Annotated in this window: 16 protein-coding genes; 3 read left to right on the top strand and 13 right to left on the bottom strand. The window is 48.3% G+C overall.

Features of this window, described 5'->3' with window-relative positions; translation table 11 throughout:
- The first annotated feature begins 251 nt into the window (after positions 1-251).
- Positions 252-638 (top strand): RidA family protein, encoded by a 387-nt coding sequence (locus A3K86_RS09045; RefSeq protein ID WP_068330573.1) that lies wholly within the window; start codon positions 252-254, stop codon positions 636-638.
- Positions 639-804: 166 nt separating this feature from the next.
- On the opposite strand, the gene trpS is transcribed toward A3K86_RS09045, so the two are convergent.
- From trpS to rpe, 3 genes are all read right to left on the bottom strand, one after another.
- The gene (gene trpS / locus A3K86_RS09040; RefSeq protein ID WP_068330572.1) at positions 805-1,821 is read right to left on the bottom strand and encodes a tryptophan--tRNA ligase; all 1,017 of its coding nucleotides are present in this window, start codon (positions 1,819-1,821) and stop codon (positions 805-807) included.
- Positions 1,822-1,914: 93 nt separating this feature from the next.
- A complete protein-coding gene (locus tag A3K86_RS09035) occupies positions 1,915-2,604 on the bottom strand; it encodes a phosphoglycolate phosphatase (protein ID WP_068330571.1) in 690 nt (229 codons plus the stop codon).
- Position 2,605: 1 nt separating this feature from the next.
- Entirely contained in the window at positions 2,606-3,280 is a 675-nt protein-coding gene (gene rpe, locus A3K86_RS09030; protein WP_068330570.1) for a ribulose-phosphate 3-epimerase, read from the bottom strand.
- A gap of 172 nt (positions 3,281-3,452) precedes the next feature.
- On the opposite strand from rpe, the gene A3K86_RS09025 reads away from it, so the two are divergent.
- Positions 3,453-3,671, top strand: a complete 219-nt coding sequence (locus A3K86_RS09025) for a DUF2970 domain-containing protein (RefSeq protein WP_068330569.1) — start codon at positions 3,453-3,455, stop codon at positions 3,669-3,671.
- A gap of 43 nt (positions 3,672-3,714) precedes the next feature.
- Here A3K86_RS09025 and dam read toward each other — a convergent pair whose 3' ends face one another.
- From dam to pilM, 9 genes are all read right to left on the bottom strand, one after another.
- A complete protein-coding gene (dam, locus tag A3K86_RS09020) occupies positions 3,715-4,536 on the bottom strand; it encodes an adenine-specific DNA-methyltransferase (RefSeq protein WP_068330568.1) in 822 nt (273 codons plus the stop codon).
- 108 nt (positions 4,537-4,644) lie between these two features.
- On the bottom strand, positions 4,645-6,174 hold the full coding sequence (locus A3K86_RS09015; RefSeq protein ID WP_068330611.1) for an SPOR domain-containing protein: 1,530 nt from the start codon (positions 6,172-6,174) through the stop codon (positions 4,645-4,647).
- Between the two features lie 32 nt (positions 6,175-6,206).
- Positions 6,207-7,286 carry a 3-dehydroquinate synthase gene (aroB, locus tag A3K86_RS09010; protein WP_068330567.1) on the bottom strand — a complete coding sequence of 360 codons (1,080 nt, stop codon included), beginning with the start codon at positions 7,284-7,286 and terminating at the stop codon, positions 6,207-6,209.
- A 24-nt stretch (positions 7,287-7,310) separates the two neighbouring features.
- The gene (gene aroK, locus A3K86_RS09005) at positions 7,311-7,829 is read right to left on the bottom strand and encodes a shikimate kinase AroK (protein WP_068330566.1); all 519 of its coding nucleotides are present in this window, start codon (positions 7,827-7,829) and stop codon (positions 7,311-7,313) included.
- A gap of 165 nt (positions 7,830-7,994) precedes the next feature.
- Positions 7,995-9,707 (bottom strand): type IV pilus secretin PilQ, encoded by a 1,713-nt coding sequence (locus A3K86_RS09000; RefSeq protein WP_084406549.1) that lies wholly within the window; start codon positions 9,705-9,707, stop codon positions 7,995-7,997.
- A gap of 13 nt (positions 9,708-9,720) precedes the next feature.
- Positions 9,721-10,257, bottom strand: a complete 537-nt coding sequence (locus tag A3K86_RS08995) for a pilus assembly protein PilP (protein ID WP_068330565.1) — start codon at positions 10,255-10,257, stop codon at positions 9,721-9,723.
- On the bottom strand, positions 10,250-10,861 hold the full coding sequence (locus A3K86_RS08990) for a type IV pilus inner membrane component PilO (protein ID WP_068330564.1): 612 nt from the start codon (positions 10,859-10,861) through the stop codon (positions 10,250-10,252). The genes A3K86_RS08995 and A3K86_RS08990 overlap by 8 nt, the downstream gene beginning before the upstream one ends.
- The gene (locus A3K86_RS08985; RefSeq protein ID WP_068330563.1) at positions 10,858-11,460 is read right to left on the bottom strand and encodes a PilN domain-containing protein; all 603 of its coding nucleotides are present in this window, start codon (positions 11,458-11,460) and stop codon (positions 10,858-10,860) included. Before A3K86_RS08985 ends, A3K86_RS08990 begins: the two co-directional genes overlap by 4 nt.
- A complete protein-coding gene (gene pilM / locus A3K86_RS08980) occupies positions 11,453-12,487 on the bottom strand; it encodes a type IV pilus biogenesis protein PilM (RefSeq protein WP_068330562.1) in 1,035 nt (344 codons plus the stop codon). Before pilM ends, A3K86_RS08985 begins: the two co-directional genes overlap by 8 nt.
- 143 nt (positions 12,488-12,630) lie before the next feature.
- Between pilM and A3K86_RS08975 the strand changes: the two genes are divergently transcribed.
- Positions 12,631-15,168 (top strand): penicillin-binding protein 1A, encoded by a 2,538-nt coding sequence (locus tag A3K86_RS08975; RefSeq protein WP_068330561.1) that lies wholly within the window; start codon positions 12,631-12,633, stop codon positions 15,166-15,168.
- 59 nt (positions 15,169-15,227) lie between these two features.
- On the opposite strand, the gene oxyR is transcribed toward A3K86_RS08975, so the two are convergent.
- Complete coding sequence (gene oxyR, locus A3K86_RS08970) at positions 15,228-16,151, bottom strand: DNA-binding transcriptional regulator OxyR (RefSeq protein ID WP_068330560.1); 924 nt, start codon at positions 16,149-16,151, stop codon at positions 15,228-15,230.
- Positions 16,152-16,206: the final 55 nt, after the last annotated feature.

The raw sequence follows: 16,206 nt of genomic DNA, 5'->3' as shown, positions 1-16,206 counted from the left end.
AGAAAAAATTTGCATCCGCCTACCTTTGATGTGATACTTCTCACCATAACAAAAAATCATCCACCAAGTGGGCTATTTTCGCTCTGCGGATATGACACTGTGGAACCCAAGGGTGCGCCTCTTTTGCTCCACAACTGACGGCGCTTTTTTTTAGCGGTTATCGCTGGACTGTTTCCCCCCGAGGCAGGCCAGCCATACCTGTTGAGCTCCCAACAGTAGAATCTATTAATTACTCGATATTGAGGTTAGGAATGACTACAACAATCGCAAGCGATAAAGCGCCAGCAGCTATCGGTCCATACGTACAAGCGAAGAAGTTTGGCAATATGTTGATCACTTCTGGTCAGCTACCTATCAACCACGAAACTAAGGCAATGCCTGAAGATGTGGCTGAGCAAGCGCAGCAATCACTGCTAAACGTGAAAGCAATTGTTGAAGAAGCAGGCCTAACTGTTGCGAACATTGTGAAAACCACAGTATTCGTTAAGGACCTAAACGACTTCGCTAAAGTGAACGAAGTTTACGGTGCATTCTTTGAAAAAGAATGTGGCGCATTCCCTGCGCGTAGCTGTGTTGAAGTAGCACGTCTACCAATGGATGCCAAAGTAGAAATTGAAGCAATTGCAGTAGCTGAGTAATCCCCCTACTCTTACTCTCTGACGCTTTCCTCTTGTGATAACCCGGCCATTTGGCTGGGTTATTTCATTTCTGCCCTTAGTACGACATCTCACCTACATCTTGCTACCAACACAAAAAAGCAGCCCTGAGGCTGCTTTTCATTTTTGGTTACCTAAAGCTCAACGCTTACGGGCGAGTCACGAAACCTACTGCTTGGTAAACTTGCTTCAAGGTTTCAGCAGCACGAGCAGAGGCTTTCTCAGCACCGACTTTCATCACTTCATCCATATAAGCACGATCAGCACGAATGCGTTTGTACTCAGATTGGATTGGCTCTAGCATTGCAACCAGCGCTTCACCCACATCTTTCTTAAACGGACCGTACATTTCAACGCCTTGGTATTTCGCTTCGATTTCTTCGTAACTTAGACCCGTAGCGGCTGAGTACAGACCCATCAGATTCGAGATACCCGCTTTGTTTTCGATATCGTGCGCGATACGCGGTGGCGTTTCAGTATCAGTTTGCGCCTTGTTGATCTTCTTGATGATCGACTTCGGCTCTTCTAGCAAAGTGATCACGTTCTTACGGTTATCGTCTGACTTCGACATCTTCTTCGTCGCATCTTGCAGGCTCATTACGCGTGCATTCACGGTTGGGATGTACGGCTCAGGGATAGTGAAGATCGGGCTCTCTGGGCTGTAGATATTGTTAAAACGTGTCGCGATATCACGCGCTAGCTCAAGGTGTTGTTTCTGATCGTTACCCACTGGCACTTGGTGCGCGCCGTACAGCAGAATATCCGCCGCCATCAATACTGGGTAACCAAATAGGCCCGCGTTTACGTCGTTCGCGTAACGTGCAGACTTATCTTTAAACTGAGTCATGCGGCTTAGCTCACCCATTTGGGTGTAGCAGTTTAGCAACCAACCAAGCTGAGCGTGCTCTGGTACATGCGATTGTACGAACAAGGTGCTTTTCTTAGGATCAACACCCACCGCCAGACAGATCGCCAATGCGTCTAATGTCGCTTCGTGCAGGGCTTTAGGATCCTGACGTACTGTGATCGCGTGCAGATCAACCACACAATATTGGCAATCGTAATCATCCTGCATCTGTTCCCACTGACGCAGCGCACCCAGGTAGTTACCAATACTCAATTCGCCAGACGGCTGTACGCCACTTAATACAATGGGTTTACTCATGATGGGATTTCCCTAATTTGCTCTTTTACCAAACTAAGCAGCGGCCAAACGGCCGCTGAAAGATATTTACGATGATCAGCTAGACTGATTGTACTAGCTGTCTAGTTTAACCACTTCTGCCAACAGACTAAAGTGATCCAGCACAATATCGGGTTCGCTTGCGCTGATAGGCTGACCATAGTTGTAACCGTAAGTCAGTCCCACAACATAACACGATGCCGCCTTAGCCGCCAAAATATCATTGCGCGAATCACCGACCATCAACATTTGTTGCGGTGCAAGTTGATGTTTTTCCATCAACCAGTTAAGTGCAAATGGATCCGGCTTTTTCAGTGGGAAAGTATCACCACCAATCACATCCACGAAATATTCACTGATACCGTGTTGCTCTAATAGGTGGGGGACAAACTGCGAAGGCTTGTTGGTCACAATCGCCATCGGTATGCCAGCTTGGTGGAACGCCGCCAATGTCGCTTTTACCCCATCGTACAATGCACTTTTCTGATGGCCGCCTTCATCATAAAAGCGATCAAAGAGCGCCCGCGCTTCACGGTGCAATGCCGGATCTAAATCAGGGTCAATATCCAAGCTTTGGCTTAAACAGCGACCGATCAAGATATCCGCACCATTGCCAATCCAAGTGGTGACTTGCTCTACCGTTACCCGCTCAAGTCCGAGTGCTTGCATGGTTTTGTCTGCTGCATCCGCCAAATCAGGCACACTGTCGAGCAGCGTGCCATCAAGGTCGAAGGCAATAAACGAAATGCCGTCTAATGTTGTCATCTTAGCGCTCTACTTTTGCTAGCTCAGCGCGCATTTCATCAATCACCGCTTTGTAATCTGGGTTGCTGAAGATAGCAGAGCCTGCCACGAACATATCAGCGCCTGCTTCTGCGATTTCACGAATGTTATCCACTTTTACGCCGCCGTCGATTTCAAGACGAATGTCATAACCCGACTCATCGATACGCTTACGCACTTCACGCAGTTTATCCATGGTCGCAGGAATGAATGACTGACCACCAAAACCTGGGTTCACCGACATTAGTAGGATCATGTCGATTTTATCCATCACGTAATCAAGGTGATGCAGTGGCGTTGCAGGGTTAAACACCACGCCCGCCTGACAGCCGTGCTCTTTGATCAGCTGTAGGGTGCGATCTAGGTGCTCAGTTGCTTCTGCGTGGAAGGTGATCATGGTTGCGCCTGCTTTTGCAAAGTCAGGAATAATGCGATCAACTGGCTTAACCATTAGGTGAACATCGATTGGTGCTGTGATGCCGTAATCACGAAGTGCTTTACACACTGGCGCACCAAAGGTCAGGTTTGGTACGTAGTGGTTGTCCATTACATCAAAGTGCACGACATCAGCACCTGCGGCCAATACTTTCTCTACATCTTCGCCTAAACGCGCGAAGTCTGCCGATAAGATTGATGGTGCGATCAAAAAGTCCTTCATGTTCAGCCTCATTAGAAACACGTTATTGCGATGGCAAAACCCACCGAAAAAAGAAATCGGCGCAATTCTACCCGATCACGCAAACGTTGTCTTACATCAATATTGGGACGATTTCACGCTATGCTAAACAAAAGATGGGAGCGGCGTAACGCCAACAAGGAAAGTGGTCATTGTGAGTCAATCAAAACCCAAATCGAATCAAGGTTCAAAACCCAGCTTCAAACAGGCTTTTACCAGCGTAATGGCGGCGTTATTTGGAGTGCAATCGGAGCAACAACGTCAACAGGATTTCCAGCAATCAGAGCCGTGGCGTTTTGTTGTGGTTGGTGTCGTTGCGATTTTTGGTTTTGTCTTGCTGTTAGTCGGGATAACCTGGTGGGTTACCCCCTAGAAGACACAATAGCGCGCAGAAAGGCGCAAAATGAAAGGTGACGTTACTGTTGCGCTTTAAACAGCGCCAATAATTCATCCACTTTATTACGTCCACTGCCATTACGGCTAATAGTACGTTTCACCTTCACCACCGATAAGTCGGCACCATGGTACAAACGACGTGTTAGGGTCGTATCATGGTTCGAGATCAGAACTGAAATACCACGCTCGGTCGCCGCGTTTTCTGCCGCATCCGCCAAGGCAGCTTGGTCATCTAAGCTAAAGCCATTACCAGCATACGAGGTAAAGTTAGCGGTCGTCGAAAGCGGTGCATACGGTGGATCACAATAAATCACACTGCCTTTACGGGCACGAGAAAATGTCTGCTGATAGCCTTCGCACACAAAAGTGGCGCGTTTGGCTTTTTCAGAGAAGTAGTACATCTCTGCTTCAGGGAAGTAAGGTTTCTTGTACGAACCAAACGGCACATTAAAGCCCCCCTTCTTGTTATAACGGCATAGACCGTTAAAGCCGTGACGGTTCATATACAAAAAGTACAACGAACGTAGGTACGGGTCTTGGGTGGCGTTAAAGGCAGCACGGATTTCCAAGTATGCGCCTTTTTGATTGTATTCTGGGGTGAATAAATCACGGGCATCTTTGATGTACTGATCCGGTTGGGTCTTTAAGATGTTGTAGAGGTTGATCAAATCCGGGTTAATATCAGCCAAGAGGTACTGCTCAAAATCCGTATTCAGGAATACGGAGCCAGCCCCTACAAAAGGTTCGACTAACTTGCGCGCTGGCGGTAAATGGCGTTCGATTTCCTCGACTAGAGAGTATTTTCCTCCAGCCCATTTTAGGAATGCACGATGCTTTTTCATTTAGCTTGCCACCACTGCTTGCACGAATGTTACGAAAGGTGGCGGATTGTACCCTATTTGAGGGGTGTCCTGATACCGCTGAACGGAAATATCTGGCATCAAATGAAATTATTTTACTCTGTCGATCTCAATATGAATTTGACGGTAAGATTTGACCCAAGGTTGACCCGCTCGAACGCTTTGCGGCAAGCCTCGTTCGGCGCGTCGCGCAGCTGCCACTGTGTTGTATTGCCCTGTCACAATAATAAACCACGGCTCATCACTCCGACGGGTTTCGTAGATCTCGGCAATATCTTTAATCCCATGCTCAGCAATAAAACTGTTGGCGGCGGACAATGACTTCAACGCAGCTAACTGCAACGCATACTGACGGGATGAAATCTGCTTTAACTCTTGCCCCAACACCCTATTTTCAACCACAGGTGTTGATGAGGGGCTCACCGTTGCCACATTCGATGGATTATTCGGTTGTGACTGTGCGACAGGCTCTGGTGCAGTAACCGTGTTGGTAGAAGCGTCTGAAGAAGAAACTGGCACAGTCTCAGCACCACTGGCCTCTAGCTCGGGTGACAACGCCCTGACTGCCGCTTCACCACTTCCGCCTTGAGCTTGTTCCGCAATCAAGCCATCAACCAACTCAGCAGGCACCACCACACGCTTACCTTCGTCGCGACGCCCAACCGTTAGACCATCAGTTTTCACTTCAGGCGGCAATGCTGCGGTATCGTCAATTGTTGCTCCCGTATAAGGCGCCGACTCTACCACAGGTGATGCAGGCGATTGCGGAGGCTCTGATTTCACTTCGCGTAGAGGTTTTACATCCAGGGGAACATCAACAGCTGAAGCCGGCGTCTGGGTAACAGTTGAAGCTGGCTTGTCGGTTGGCAAAAACAGCCAAATTGCTGCGGCACCAATCACAACCGCCAACAACGTTACCAATAATGCAGGTGATAACCTTCGACTTGCCGTATTTGCCATTCCTTGATCATCCTTATCGTTAAGGCGCATCAATGCGCCAGGTCGTGGCGTGACCACCATCGCTTGCTCTTTTAAATGACGTCGTGCCGTGGCATCAAGCCCTGCGGTCGCAAACATCACTTCAATAAACGTTAGCACTTCTGTTTGAGAAAGATCGCCAATCTCAAGTTCCAGCGGTGCTTGCCCCTGACCATGGGAGACTTGACTGAGGTACTTATTTAACCGTCCTGTTTGGCTAAATAACAGAATATTTACTTGCCAATGCGGCTGAGTTTGCGCTTTTACTACCAAGGCCCACAATTCAGCAATCATGGTCGGGCTCAACAAGTGAGCATCGTCGATAACCAGCAATAGCTGAACCTTGTCATTCCCCATCATGCGCTCAATACTTTGCAGCAATGGGTCTTGCTCGTTGAACAAAGGAGACGACACTAATTGATTGAGGATAAAAGTACGGTGTTGGGCATCCGATTGACTTGGATGACAAAGCAGTAAGGCTTGTTTGTGGTCTTTCGCCCAGCTTTCGAGGTATCGCTGCGCCAACCAAGTTTTACCCGCCCCAGTTTGGCCTGAAATTTGGACCAGATTAGAACTAAAGCGCGTTAAGAATTGAATACGAGACAAAAGTTGAATCTGGCTATCCAGATCCAAACTTTTCAAAGTAAGGTCACCGACCATACGCCCCCGCAACCCTAGCCATTGATAACATGACGTAAGGTGGCTTCCGGCACATCCGCAACAACCTCAGCACTACCAATCGATGTAGGTAACACTAAGCGTAGCTGCCCTTTCAATACTTTCTTATCACGCATCATGTGCTTGATGAAACTATCAAAATTCATGGTTTCAGGAATGTGGGTCGGGAGGTTAGCACGGGTAAGCAATGCGGTAATACGATGCACATCGTCAATAGAAAGCAAGCCTTGCTGATGCGCAGTATGCGCAGCCAGTACAGTGCCAGTAGAAACCGCTTCACCATGAAGCCAGTTACCATAGCCCATCTCAGCTTCGATGGCATGACCAAAGGTATGACCTAAATTGAGCAATGCGCGCACGCCTGATTCTTTTTCATCAGCCGCCACCACATCGGCTTTGATTTGACAACAACGCGCAATCGCATAAGACAGCGCATCGTTATCAAGTGCTTGAAGCTTATCCATATTATCTTCAAGCCAAGTGAAGAAATCAGCATCGGCAATAATGCCGTACTTGATCACTTCCGCCATCCCCGCCGCAAACTCACGAGCAGGTAAGGTTTGTAAACAATGGTTATCAATCACAACCGCTTTAGGTTGGTAAAAAGCACCAATCATGTTTTTACCAAGCGGATGATTGACGGCGGTTTTCCCGCCTACCGACGAATCAACCTGCGACAGTAGCGTCGTCGGTACTTGCACAAAATCAACACCACGTTGATAACTGGCCGCGGCAAAGCCAACCACATCTCCAATCACACCACCACCGAGAGCGACAATCACCACATCACGGCCATAATTGCCTTCCAGCAAGAACGTCATGATTTGGTTATATGTCTCAAGGGTTTTGTATTGTTCGCCATCCGGCAAGCTCAATAGCGCCACTTCACATTCCAGTGACGTTAACGTTGACATCAATTGTTCAGCGTACAGCGGGGCAACAGTCTCGTTGCTGATCACCACTACACGTTGGCCTGACTCAATCGCAGACGAAAACAACGCCGGGTTATTAAATAACTCGGCGCCGATAGAGATAGGGTAACTTCTGTCACCTAGATTAACTTTGATCCGTTCCATGGCCAGCTTCTCTGCAAGTAGGTATTAACGCTCTTCTAGCATCTTGATGATCTGGTTCGCAACAACTTTCGCGCTTTGATCATCAGTACGTACAACGTAATCCGCCACTTCTTCGTATAGTGGGTTACGTTCTTCCGCCAACGCTTCTAGTACTTCGCGTGGAGAATCAGTTTGCAGCAATGGACGCTTCTTGTCACGTTGTGTACGTGCCAATTGCTTCTCGATCGTCGTTTCCAAGTAAACCACGATACCGCGAGCAGACAGACGGTTACGGTTTTCTTTGCTCTTCACAGAGCCACCGCCAGTTGCCAGAACGATACCTTGTTCTTGTGTTAAATCATCGATGACGCCTTCTTCGCGAGCACGGAAACCGTCTTCACCTTCAACATCAAAAACCCAACTAATGTCAGCACCTGTGCGTTCTTCAATCACTGTATCAGAGTCTAGAAACTCCATATGCAGTTGCTGTGCAAGGTGTCTACCAATAGTGCTTTTGCCGGCACCCATTGGGCCGACCAGGAAAATATTTCGTTTTTCAGCCATTTTTAGCAATTTTACGCGCGGTTAATAAAACGACACCGCCCGCAGGCTCTATTAAGAAATAAGCCCGAGGCGCCAACTTCCTCACTTTTAATTCGTGATAAGACCGAAAATTATCTCAGGACTCACCGCCACTTGGCAATAGCTAGAGCCCTTCAAATCGCAATATCACTGAAAAACAATCTTCGGCGTTACGAAAATCAGCAACTCTTTCTTGCCTAAGTCTTCTTTTGTGCGGCGGAATAGTGCTCCTAGCAGGGGTAAATCACCCAATAATGGCACTTGCTCAATTTTCTTCGCCATCTCATGTTGATAGATCCCACCAAGCACCAAGGTTTCACCGTTTTCTACCAATACCTGAGTACCGATACGCTGGGTATCGATCGCCACCGCTTCCCCTGTTCCGGTTTTCACCGTTTTACCAGGCTTATCTTGTGTCACCACCAAATCTAACACCAATTTGTTATCAGGGGTGATTTGCGGGGTCACCATTAAACTCAACACCGCTTTTTTAAATTTCACACTCACCGCACCACTGGATGAGGCTTCTAAGTATGGCAATTCAGTACCTTGCTCGATATACGCGGTTTTCTTATTAGTGGTCATCAAACGAGGGCTTGAGATAATCTCCGCTTTTTCTTCTGACTGCAGCGCAGACAATTCTAAATCTAGTAGGATATCGCCCATTTTTGCCACTTGGAACGCGATACTCGATGCACCGGGTGCCGTCGCGCCCAAGTTAACATTGAGGTAATCACCCACGGTCGATTTTTTATCCAACAAACCTCGATTATGAAGATTGCTTTCAATGGAGCCGCCAATCGTGGTGTCGCCGTTATTGCTGATCACCCCCCAACGAACCCCTAGCTCTTCAAGATCCCCTTCGGTCATGGTGACTATCCGAGCTTCGATCTGCACCTGTTTCACTGGGATATCTAATGCACTCAGAATATCTTTGATATTCTCGATACTGTCGGGCAAATCCTTAATGATCAATGAATTGGTACGTTCATCAACATGTAGCGAGCCACGTGAAGATAACATCGTCACACCATCTTCCGCCCCGGATAATAGCTCTGCTAAGTCAATCGCTTTAGCGTAATTCACTTGAATAAGTTCAGATCGCAACGCAGCTAACTCTTCCGCTTTACGCTGCGCCGCTAAGGCTTGCTGTTCTTGATGATCCAATTCCGCTTTGGGTGCCACTAGCACCACTTTGCCGTTAATACGCTTATCCAACCCTTTCGATTGCAAGATAATATCCAGCACTTGCGGCCAAGGGACATCATCCAAACGCAAAGTCACGTTACCTTCGACGGTATCAGATACCACTAGGTTAAAATCGTTATAGTCCGCGATCAGCTGTAACACGTTACGAACGGGGACGTCCTGAAAGTTAATCGAGATCGGCTTACCTTTGTAGCTAATGCTGTTTTCAGCATTTTTTTCCGACTTGGGTTTCGCCGAGACAACAATGTCGATCTGGTTCCCTTTGGTGGTGTAATCGTAGTCAAAGCGCTCGCTCATTTTAAGCAGCAACTTGACCCCTTTTTCACTGCGAAAGGTTTCGACCGATTTCACTGTGGTCGCAAAGTCATTCACATCCAACACATACAGCATTTCATCGCTAATCGTGGCATCCACGACTTCAACAAATAACTCCAGTCCTGATTGGCGAATATCAATTAATGACTGGGCTTTATCCAGTTCTACGGTTAAGACCCCTTGTCCCGCATCACCACGATGAAAATCAATTTCGGCGATCTGACTACCTGCATATGCCCAGCGAGGAAACATGACCAACAATAACAACCAAGCAATGCCATAGAGCAACATCGAAAAGCGCTTCTCAGTGGCTAGCTTTGTTAACATCCTTTTCATCTCACTTTTTCCCTCAAAATACAGGTATGTCTTCGGCTTTCAGGCGTAACTGGTTATCACGTTTTAACCAGCACCCTTTGCCATCAGATAAAATTTCTTCAATATCAATGTACTGTGGCGTTATCTTCAGAACTCGGCCATGGTTCAGACCGATATACTGACCAACACGTAATTGAGCCAATTTAGACTCAGGGGTATATATCAGCGCCCAACGCTGTTTACCGCCCCCCATGATCCCTTTCATCACTAACTGATCCAGCGGGAATGACTCTAACGGCTGGCGACGACGGCTATCATCTGGTTGCCAACAGTCCTTGCCAATCGCTTCTTTACTGTCGATCTCTTCGGGCTGAGGTTGAGAAAAAGGCACCCTGTCATTGGTCATCACAAAATCATCAGCCACAAAGTAATAAGGCTCGGGTAACGGCTCAATGTCAGCTTTCGCATAGAGGTGGGCATCGCTAATAAATTGCTCCACTGAATCGGTATTAGCACGACAGCCTACGAGCGCCAGCACGGCCAATAAGGTGCACCATCCTTTGTTATTCATTGGCTTTTCCTTGCCCATCATCAACAGGCGGCTTAAAGCGATAAGTGCTCGCCGACACTTTCAACGACAAAGTATCTTGCTCTGGCGTCTGAGATAGCACACTTAAGTCCAAATCCTTTAAAGTCACAATCCTTGATAACTTGGCTATCGAAGCGGCAAAGTGCCCCATTTGTTCATAGCTACCAGACACTTCCATATTGATCGGAAGCTCGTAATACCATTGATCCTCTCGGATTGGCGCCCACTCAATACGCTGAAACTCCAAACCATTACGAACCCCAACATCGTTAACCCCAGCAAGGAAGCTCGCTAACTCATCTTCTTCCGGCAGTTGTTCAATCACTTGTTGGTAACGACGATTTAATTCTTCCACTTGCGATTGCATTGTAGGCAAGGCGGCAACCTGGGCAGCTCGTGCGCTAATTTGCATTCGTAATTGCAGCTCGGTTTGTTTCAGCTGTTCGAGTTCATCATTAAGCGGCTGTTGCCAATACCAGTAGCCACCACCAGTGAGCAATGCCGCTATTAGCACCAAGACCACACACTGTGGTGCCAAAGGCCAATCGAGGATTTCATCTAACTCTAAATCTTGCCACTGGCTCATGGGGCTCTCCTCACCAACTGCTTCGCTCCATCTTTGGGATCCAGAGGGGCTGCAGGGTGGCTCATAGAGAACGAGGCATTGAATCGAGTTAGATCCTGTTTCGCTTCCCCTTTGGTGGCAATAATCGAGTGCATCGCCACATCGTTGAGCCACACCGTCTGCTCAATATTGCCCAGTAAGGTAGCCAAACGACCGTTAGAATCGCCAAAGCCATGCAAATCAACGTTGCCGCTATTTAAGATCAAAGACTCCAAGTACACCCCTTGCGGGATCAAGCCAGGCAGCAAACTAAATAAACGCGTCACCCTATTGCGCTCGCGCTGAATATCCGCAATCACATTTAAGCGTTTATTCAACGCATCGCGCTGACGGTCCAGCTCTGGCAAAATGGACAATCGATGCTCAAGCCGCACTATTTCTTGTTGCAACGCTTGATTGCGCGCTTGTTGAGTATCGTGCTGTGCATAAAAGTATTGAGCAAAGGCAATCTGACCGAGCACGGCCAGCAAACACACAGCCACTAAAGCTGACGTAAAGCGACGTCGATGCTGTTGTCGTTGTGCTTCACGCCACGGCAGCAGGTTGATCTTGTTAATCATGATGCACTCCTCGCAACGCCAGCCCAGTTGCAACCCCAAATTGGTGATATTGACGTTGAGGCTCTAACACCACCTTGTTACTCGTCGCGATACGCAGAAAAGGATTTAACCAACGAATATCAAGATTCAGCATGCGCTCTAGCAACTCTTCAACCACCAAGGATTGGCAGCCACCACATAACCACAACCCAGTTAACTGATAACGGGGGTGAGTAGAATGGTAGAGTTGAATTTGACGACGCAAGTGGTCAGCCAATTGTTGAGTGAACTGTTCGACATCGGTCGAAGAATTTTCTGAAACACTGCCAAAAACGGCAGGCGACGCATCAAAGTTGCTCGCACCCAAGGCGGAAGATGAGGCGACCGAGTCACTGCCAAACGCGATCTCACGGTGGAACGCCAAGGTGTCTGGCGGATCGACACAAAACTCGGTGTGGTGCTTACCAATATCTACCACCCCGTAAGCGCCTTCAAGTCGTTCGGTCTCATAAAAATGCTTGGCAAGCCACAGCAAAGCGTGGGTTTGCAGTTCCATCACTTTAGGAGAAAAACCACTTTTATCGAGCACCGCAACGCGTTCATCGATCGCGGATTTTCGCGCCGCAAATACCTGATAAGGCATAGTGGCAGTACTGACTGCGGCGTTCGAGCCTTCAACGGCGAAGTAGTCGAGCCGTAAATCATCGACAGGAAACGGAGACGAAGACGCGAGCGCTTGCGCCACCGCAAACTCAATTTCATCTGTATTTAAATTGGTATCAAGCTGAATTATTTTGCTAATAACTGCACTGTCGGGTAAACCAAGTGCGACCTGTCTCGCACCACGAGGTAATTGCTTTTTAATTTGACGCATCGCTGACAACAAGTGGTCGCTATTCACGTTATGCTGCTCGTTGATTACCATGGGTGGCAATGCAACCTCACTAAATGCAGCCAGCTCAAGACCTTCTTTTTTCTGAGCTAACGCCACCGCTTTGACACTATGATGCCCAATATCAATACCGACGCTGAAAGGGGATTGAAACATACCGCACGATGCTCCCTTGAATAGTGAAAAAGCAAATAAATTCAAATAACACCATCGATGGCGTTAATTTTAATGAAGTTATCTTTATACTATTGGCTGTAAGATATTGAACGGTCGAATGATGGCGTAACGGGAATTCTCAAGTGAAGTTCATAAAGCGATTACTAATACTTGCATTAATTTGCATAATTCTTGGAGTCGGTACAATTTTCGGCTTTTACCTCTATGTAAAACCGGAACTACCAGATGTAGCGACCCTCAAAAATGTCGAATTACAGACGCCAATGCAGGTGTTCAGCTCTGATGGTCAACTGATTTCTCAGTTTGGTGAAAAGCGTCGTATCCCTCTGGAATTAAAAGACATTCCACCACAAATGCTCAATGCATTTATTGCGACAGAAGACAGTCGCTACTACGAACACCCAGGGATCGACCCAATCGGTATTGCCCGTGCGGCCTTTGTCGTGGCAACGTCAGGCTCGGCCAAACAAGGGGCGAGTACCATTACTCAACAGCTAGCTCGTAACTTCTTCCTTTCTAACGAGAAGAAGATCATGCGTAAAATCAAAGAGATTTTTATCGCTATCCACATCGAGCAACTGCTAAGTAAAGATGAGATCCTTGAGCTTTATCTCAACAAAATCTACCTTGGCTACCGCGCTTACGGTGTGGGTGCTGCGGCACAGGTGTACTTTGGTAAAGAGGTCAACCAGCTCACCCTCAGCGAAATTGCGGTGATTGCCGGTCTACCGAAAGCACCATCGACCATGAATCCACTCTACTCGTTGGATCGCTCAACCACTCGTCGCAATGTGGTACTCCGCCGTATGCTTGATGAGCGCTACATTAGCCAAGCCGAATACGACCAAGCACGCAACGAACCGATTGTAGCCCGCTACCACGGTGCTGAAATCGAACTAAACGCGCCTTATTTTGCAGAGCGTGCTCGCGCATGGATGGTAGAACGCTACGGCGAAGATGCTTACACCTCAGGGATGCGCATCTACACCACAGTGAATGCCAAACTACAAAAAGCGGCGCAGCAAGCGACCATCAACAACTTACTGCAATACGACCAACGTCACGGTTACCGTGGTGCGGTAGCGACCCTATGGCAACCGGGTGCACCGGCATGGGACAACCAGAAAATTGCTAAGCACTTGGATAAGCAGCCAAGCTACGGTGAACTACGTGCAGCAGTGATCACCAAAGTCGAAGGCAAAACGGCACAAGCGCTGATCGAAGATAACCAAGCCATCACACTTGAGTGGGATGGCATGAAGTGGGCGCGTCGTTTCAAAACCGACAATCGCCAAGCGGGCGTACCGAAAACAGCGGCGGATATTCTGAAAGCCGGTCAGCAAGTGTGGGTACAACCAAAAGAAGATAAATGGGTACTAAGCCAAGTACCAGATGCCAACACCGCCTTTATTGCGGTCTCACCACAAAATGGTGCGGTACAGGCAATGGTGGGGGGCTTTAACTTTGTGCACAGCAAGTTTAACCGTGCCACTCAATCGATTCGTCAAGTTGGTTCAAGCATCAAACCCTTCATTTATTCAGCGGCGCTGGATAATGGCATGACACTGGCAACCTTGGTCAACGATGCACCAATCAACCGTTGGGATGAGAGCCAAGGCACCGCATGGCGTCCGAAGAACTCACCACCGACATACAACGGCCCTACTCGACTTCGTCTTGGTTTAGCCCAATCGAAGAACGTAATGGCGGTACGTGTACTGCGTAGTGTGGGCTTAGATCCTGCGATTAGCTACCTCACGCGTTTTGGTTTTAAACGCCAAGATTTACCACGTGCTGAAGCTATCGCACTTGGTGCCGGCAGTTTAACACCACTAGAAATGGCGCAAGGTTTCTCGGTATTCGCTAACGGTGGTTACTTCGTTGAGCCTTACTTTATCGAACGAGTTGAAGACCCTTACGGTAACTTGGTGTACCAAGCAAACCCGAGTGTAGTCTGTAACAGCGAGTGCCAGCAGCAAAATGGTCAAAACAAGCCAGCTAGCTCAGCGGTACTGAACGACATCGCGATTAACGAAGAGTCACTGTCAACGACCGACACCAATTTGCCAAGCGATCAGCAACCTGTGCACTACGCACCACAAGTGATCTCTGAGCAAAATGCGTTCTTAGTACGTGAAATGCTAGAGAGCAATATCTGGGGCGGGGGTAGTTGGAAGCACGGCAGTGGTTGGAATGGCACAGGCTGGCGTGGTCAGGTTCTTAAGCGTCGTGATATCGGCGGTAAGACAGGTACCACCAACAACTCGAAAGATGCATGGTATGCAGGCTTTGGCCCGAATATCGTCGCGACTGTTTGGGTTGGCTTTGATGATCACAGACGTGAACTCGGACGCACCGCGTGGAACAACAATCTGGATAAAAACCAAATCTCGGGCGCAGAAGCAGGCGCGAAAACCGCGCAACCGGCATGGGTGAACTTTATGAAAGTTGCACTGGAAGATGTGCCGCAACAGCGCAAACAAGTACCACCAAGCATTGTACGGGTGCGTATCGACCGCGAAACGGGCTTACTAACCCAGCGTACCGATTACACCTCGATGTTTGAATACTTCAAGCGTGGCACCGAGCCAACCGAGTACGCCACCCAAAGTCCAGCAGGCAGTGTGTTTGAATCCAATGGCGAAGAAGAGCTGTTCTGATCAACCCACACAAGTACTGCCATAAAAACAAAGAGCGCCGATTGGCGCTCTTTGTGTATTTAACTGGCGGCATCCAACTCGCTATGCGGAGTTAGTACCTTCGTCATATGCTGATTGATCGCTGTAGCAATTTTCTCGTAACGCCCACGCAGTGGCGAGCCAGGGCGATACGCCAAGGTGATCAAGCGGGTTGGCTCAGGATCGTGCAAACGGACATAACACACCCCATCACGTACCGCTTCTTTGGGGGTAGCTAGCTGAGGCAACAAAGTAATCCCCCCACCTGCTGCAACCATATTACGCAGGGTTTCTAAACTGGTGGCTTTAAAACTGCCATCTTCGTTAGCCCCTGCCGCAAAACAAAAGCCCATCGCCTGATCGCGCAAACAGTGACCGTCTCCCAGCATCAACAAGGTTTCACCATTCAATTCCAGCATTGATAACTCAGGCTCTTTGGCCCAGTTATGCAGCTCAGGCACAGCCAGCACCATAGGTTCGTCGTACAGTGGCAACTCCACAAAGGGCTCGCTCTCTTTTACGGCAGCCAAAATAATGCAATCAAGCTTACCGGTTTCCAATTGCGCCACCAGCTGATGCGTTTGCGCTTCGTGCAAAAATAGCTCTAGCTGAGGAAACTGCTCTTTCAGCAAAGGGATCACTTTCGGCAGCAAATAAGGTCCGACGGTTGGAATAAAACCAACATGCAATGGCCCCGCCATGCTATCGCCTTGCTGACTGGCAAGCTCAGTTAGCACTTTCACTTCCAACAGTACTTTTTGCGCTTGCTCGACCAACTTAAGCCCTGCATCAGTAAACAGCACCCGTCGACTGGTGCGCTCAAGTAATGCCACCCCAAGCTCGTCTTCCAGCTTACGGATCTGGGCACTCAATGTCGGTTGACTCACAAAGCACGCTTCTGCGGCTTTACGAAAGTGCAAATGCTCCGACAACGCCACCAAGTATTCTAAATCTCGAATATTCATCTCATCACCACCCTAAATCGAGACACCAATCAGAATAAAGGTATCTCCAAATGAG

The sequence above is a fragment of the Photobacterium jeanii genome, from assembly GCF_001650345.1.
Classification (GTDB): domain Bacteria; phylum Pseudomonadota; class Gammaproteobacteria; order Enterobacterales; family Vibrionaceae; genus Photobacterium; species Photobacterium jeanii.
This window is presented reverse-complemented; position numbering and strand designations above follow the sequence as displayed.

Excerpts from the sequence above, each read along its gene's own strand:
- A3K86_RS09045 (WP_068330573.1), top strand. The coding sequence starts at position 252 with ATGACTACAACAATCGCAAGCGATAAAGCGCCAGCAGCTATCGGTCCA.
- trpS (WP_068330572.1), bottom strand. The coding sequence starts at position 1,821 with ATGAGTAAACCCATTGTATTAAGTGGCGTACAGCCGTCTGGCGAATTG.
- A3K86_RS09035 (WP_068330571.1), bottom strand. The coding sequence starts at position 2,604 with ATGACAACATTAGACGGCATTTCGTTTATTGCCTTCGACCTTGATGGC.
- rpe (WP_068330570.1), bottom strand. The coding sequence starts at position 3,280 with ATGAAGGACTTTTTGATCGCACCATCAATCTTATCGGCAGACTTCGCG.
- dam (WP_068330568.1), bottom strand. The coding sequence starts at position 4,536 with ATGAAAAAGCATCGTGCATTCCTAAAATGGGCTGGAGGAAAATACTCT.
- aroB (WP_068330567.1), bottom strand. The coding sequence starts at position 7,286 with ATGGAACGGATCAAAGTTAATCTAGGTGACAGAAGTTACCCTATCTCT.
- aroK (WP_068330566.1), bottom strand. The coding sequence starts at position 7,829 with ATGGCTGAAAAACGAAATATTTTCCTGGTCGGCCCAATGGGTGCCGGC.
- A3K86_RS09000 (WP_084406549.1), bottom strand. The coding sequence starts at position 9,707 with ATGAAAAGGATGTTAACAAAGCTAGCCACTGAGAAGCGCTTTTCGATG.
- A3K86_RS08995 (WP_068330565.1), bottom strand. The coding sequence starts at position 10,257 with ATGAATAACAAAGGATGGTGCACCTTATTGGCCGTGCTGGCGCTCGTA.
- A3K86_RS08990 (WP_068330564.1), bottom strand. The coding sequence starts at position 10,861 with ATGAGCCAGTGGCAAGATTTAGAGTTAGATGAAATCCTCGATTGGCCT.
- A3K86_RS08985 (WP_068330563.1), bottom strand. The coding sequence starts at position 11,460 with ATGATTAACAAGATCAACCTGCTGCCGTGGCGTGAAGCACAACGACAA.
- pilM (WP_068330562.1), bottom strand. The coding sequence starts at position 12,487 with ATGTTTCAATCCCCTTTCAGCGTCGGTATTGATATTGGGCATCATAGT.
- oxyR (WP_068330560.1), bottom strand. The coding sequence starts at position 16,151 with ATGAATATTCGAGATTTAGAATACTTGGTGGCGTTGTCGGAGCATTTG.